Raw genomic sequence first — 4,435 nt, 5'->3', positions numbered from 1 at the left:
ACTCGGCTGCGTCTTGGTATGCGTCCATTGGTGGGCATGTGCAGACGAGGTTTCTGTCGCCGTATGCGTTGTCGACGCGGTTGACGGGGGACCAGTATTTGTCGACGCCCATGGAGCCCGGCGGGAAGCAGGCCTGTTCGCGGGTGTAGGGGCGGTCCCAGTCGCCGACCAGATCGCGCACCGTGTGGGGGGCGTTTTTCAGCGGGTTGTTTTCCGCGTCGATCTTGCCGTCGATGATGTCCTGCGCCTCGGCCCGGATCGAGAGCATGGCGTCGCAGAAGCGGTCCAGCTCGGCCTGCGGCTCGGACTCGGTCGGTTCCACCATCAGCGTGCCCGCCACCGGCCAGGACATGGTCGGGGCGTGGAAGCCGCTATCGACCAGACGCTTGGCGATGTCGTCGACGGTGACATGCGCCTCGGCGTCCAGCGGACGGGTGTCGAGGATACATTCATGCGCCACGCGGCCCGACTCGGAGGTGTAGAGGATCGGGTAGGCCTCGCTCAGACGTGCGGCGATGTAGTTGGCGTTCAGGATCGCCACTTTCGTCGCCTGCGTCAGGCCCGCGCCGCCCATCAGCAGCACATAAGCCCAGCTGACCGGCAGAATGGACGGAGATCCGAAGGGCGCCGCCGAGACCGGACCCACGGCGGTGCCGTATTCCGGGTGGCCGGGCAGGTGCTCTTCCAGATGCGCCTTGACGCCGATCGGACCCATGCCGGGGCCGCCACCGCCATGCGGGATGCAGAAGGTCTTGTGCAGGTTCAGGTGGCTGACGTCGCCGCCAATGTCACCGGGACGCGACAGACCCACCATGGCGTTCATGTTGGCGCCGTCGATATAGACCTGACCGCCGTGATCATGGGTGATCTGGCAGACCTCCTGCACGGTGGTCTCGAACACGCCATGGGTGGACGGGTAGGTGATCATGCAGGCGGCCAGATGATCGCTGTGCTTCTCGGCCTTGGCGCGGAAGTCGGCGACATCGATATTGCCGTTCTCATCCGACTGCACCGGCACAACCTGCCAGCCCACCATCTGCGCCGAGGCCGGGTTGGTCCCGTGCGCCGAGGTCGGGATCAGGCAGACATTGCGGTGCCCTTCGCCGCGGGCGAAGTGATAGTTGCGGATGGTCAGCAGGCCTGCGTATTCGCCCTGTGCGCCCGAGTTGGGCTGCTGGCTGATCGCGTCATAGCCGGTGATCTGGCACAGCTTGTCGTTCAGGTCGGCGATCATCTCGTGATAGCCCTGCGCCTGATCTTCGGGAACGAAGGGATGCAGGTTGCCGAACTCGGGCCAGGTGACCGGGATCATCTCGATCGTGGCGTTCAGCTTCATGGTGCAGGACCCCAGCGGGATCATCGCCCGGTCCAGCGCCAGGTCACGGTCGGCCAGACGGCGCATATAGCGGGTGATCTCGGCCTCGGCCCGGTTCTGGTGGAAGATCGGGTGGGTCAGATAGGGCGTCTCGCGCAGCGCATAATCCGGCAGGCGGTACTGCTTGTTCGAGCTGTCATCCTTGCGGTCGATGCCGAAGGCACCCCAGACGGCCTCGATGGTCTCGGGGCGGGTCTGTTCGTCCAGGCTGATGCCCACTTTGCTGTCGCCCACCTTGCGCAGGTTGACGCCACGGGCCACGGCAGCCTCCATCACCACGGTCTGCAGGTGGCCGACCTCGACGGTGATGGTGTCGAAGAACACTTCGGGTTCGACGGCAAAGCCCGCCTCTTCCAGACCGGCGGCCAGGCGCGAGGTCTTGCGGTGCACCGATTGCGCGATGGCCTTGATGCCGTCGGGGCCGTGATAGACTGCATACATCGAGGCAATGACCGCCAGCAGCGCCTGTGCGGTGCAGACGTTCGAGTTCGCCTTCTCGCGGCGGATATGCTGTTCACGGGTCTGCAGCGACAGGCGGTACGCCTTGTTGCCGCGGCTGTCGATGGACACACCGATGATCCGGCCGGGCATCGACCGCTTCAGCTTGTCGGTGGTCGCCATATAGGCGGCGTGCGGGCCACCAAAGCCCATCGGCACGCCAAAGCGCTGGGTCGAGCCGATGGCGATATCCGCGCCCATCTCACCCGGCGACTTCAGCAGCGCCAGCGACAGGATGTCGGCGGCCACGATGGCAATGGCCTTGTGTTCGTGCAGCGCCGCGATCTCGGCGGTGTAGTCGCGCACATGGCCGTGGGTGCCGGGATACTGGAAGATCGCGCCAAACACCGCGCCTGCGTCGAGGCTGTCGGGATCGCCCACCTGCACGTCGATGCCCAGAGGCTCGGCGCGGGTTTTGATCACCGCGATGGTCTGCGGGTGGCAGTTCTTGTCGACGAAGAAGGCCGCGTTGTTGGCCTTCGACCGCCCGCCGCGCTTGGCCATCGCCATCGCTTCGGCGGCAGCTGTGGCTTCGTCCAGCAGCGAGGCGTTGGCCACGTCCAGCCCGGTCAGGTCGCTGACCATGGTCTGGAAGTTCAACAGCGCCTCAAGCCGGCCCTGGCTGATCTCGGGCTGATAGGGCGTGTAGGCGGTGTACCAGGCCGGGTTTTCCAGAATGTTGCGCAGGATCGGCGCCGGGGTGGTGGTGCCGTAATAGCCCTGACCGATCAGCGAGGTCAGAACCTTGTTCTTGCCCGCCACCTGCCGCATGTGAAAGAGCGCGTCGCGTTCGGTCATCGCCGGACCCCAGTCCAGCGGTTCCTTCTGGCGGATCGCGGGGGGAACGGTGGCGTCGATCAGTTCGTCCAGCGTCTTGAAGCCGATCACCTTGAGCATGTCGCGCATCTCGGTCGGGCTGGGCCCGATATGGCGGCGATTGGCAAAGTCATAGGCTTCGTAGTCGGTCAGTTTGAAGGCCATTGCAGCGCTCCTATGAATAAGTCAGGTCGGGCGGAGGCCGCGAGGGCCTCCGGTAGAATGCGGGCCGGGTTGGCCCGAACGGGTGGGGTCCCGGATCAGGACCCCGGCAGAGGCTCAGCCGATGAAGGCCTTGTAGCCCGCCTCGTCCATCAGATCTTCCAGCTGCGACGCGTCTGCGATCTTGATCTTGTAGATCCAGGCCTCGCCCTCGGGGTCTTCGTTCAGCGCGCCGGGGTTGTCGGCCAGCGCTTCGTTGACCTCGACGATCTCGCCATCGACCGGGGCATAGAGCTCGGATGCCGCCTTGACGGATTCGATCACGCCGATCTCACCGTCCTTGGCAAATTCCTCGCCCGCGTCCTGCTGCTCGACAAAGACCACCTCGCCCAGCTGCTCGGCGGCATGCGCAGTGATGCCCAGCGTGGCGGTGTCGCCTTCGACGGTCAGCCATTCATGCTCTTCGGAATAATAGGTTGCCATTGTGTCTCTCTCCTGACTTCAACGCTTGTAATTCTGTGTGACGAAGGGCAGCGCCACGATCTCGGCCGGTTGCGCCTTGCCCCGGATGATCAGGTTCACCTTCTCGCCCGGCTCGCCATGGCCTTTGCTCACGTAGCCCATCGCAACGGGACCGCCGACTGTGGGACCAAAGCTGCCCGAGGTGATCTGACCAATCGTATTGCCCTCGAGGCATTGCACCTCGACACCCTGACGGGCGGGCGCACGGCCTTCGGGCTTGATGCCCACCAGCTTGCGCGCGGGGCCTTCGGCCAGCTCCTTCTGGACACGCTCAGCGCCCGGAAAGCCGCCTTCTTCCTTGCGGCGCTTCTGGATCGCCCAGCCCAGAGAGGCCTCGATCGGCGAGGTCGTCTGGTCGATGTCATTGCCATAAAGGCACAGGCCGGCCTCCAGCCGCAGGCTGTCGCGCGCGCCCAGACCCGCCGGTTCGCAATCCTCATGCGCCAGGAAGGCGCGGGTGATCTCGATGGCCTTGTCCTCGGGGATCGAGATCTCGTAGCCGTCCTCGCCGGTATAGCCCAGACGCGAGATGCGGCATTCGACGCCGTTGATATCGGCCACGGTGGTTTCCATGAACTTCAGGTCACGGGCGGCGGGGCAGAGGTCGCCCACCACATCCTCGGCCTTGGGGCCTTGCACGGCGACCAGCGCGCGGTCGAAAATCTCGGTCACTTCGACGCCGTCCAGATTGGCCTGCATATGCGGAATGTCCTGATGCCGCAGCGCTGCGTTCACCACCACGAAGTAGTGATCGCCCGCGTTCGACACGATCAGGTCATCCATGATCCCGCCTTCGGCATTGGTGAAAAACCCGTACCGCGCCTTGCCTTCCTTCAGCGTCGCATAGGCCTGCGGGCAGATCGCCTCCAGCTTCTCACCCACATTCTCGCCCCGCAGGATAACCTGACCCATATGGCTCACATCAAACACCGCCGCCTTCTCACGACACTGCTTATGCTCTCCCATGATCCCCATCGGGTACTGAACAGGCATCTCCCAACCAGCAAAATCAACCATCTTACCGCCCAACTCAACATGCAATGAGTGCAATGGCGTGCGCTT

Annotated in this window: 3 protein-coding genes; all 3 read right to left on the bottom strand. The window is 64.3% G+C overall.

All coding sequences use genetic code 11. The annotated features are described in order from the left end of the window. The coding region (gcvP, locus tag GOX63_RS23580; RefSeq protein WP_170329178.1) for an aminomethyl-transferring glycine dehydrogenase at positions 1-2,854 on the bottom strand (2,854 nt) is incomplete at its 3' end. 114 nt (positions 2,855-2,968) lie between these two features. Next, positions 2,969-3,334, bottom strand: a complete 366-nt coding sequence (gcvH, locus tag GOX63_RS23575; protein WP_170329176.1) for a glycine cleavage system protein GcvH — start codon at positions 3,332-3,334, stop codon at positions 2,969-2,971. A gap of 18 nt (positions 3,335-3,352) precedes the next feature. Beyond that, positions 3,353-4,435 (bottom strand): glycine cleavage system aminomethyltransferase GcvT (gcvT, locus tag GOX63_RS23570; RefSeq protein ID WP_170329174.1); only part of this gene is annotated, 1,083 nt, incomplete at its 5' end.

The organism is Ruegeria arenilitoris (assembly GCF_013031355.1).
Lineage (GTDB): Bacteria > Pseudomonadota > Alphaproteobacteria > Rhodobacterales > Rhodobacteraceae > Ruegeria > Ruegeria arenilitoris_C.
Note: the sequence above shows the minus strand (reverse complement) of the source record. Positions and strands in the feature narration are given on the sequence as shown.

What these genes read in the sequence shown, in the direction of transcription:
- gcvH (WP_170329176.1), bottom strand. Translation starts at nt 3,334, where the DNA reads ATGGCAACCTATTATTCCGAAGAGCATGAATGGCTGACCGTCGAAGGC.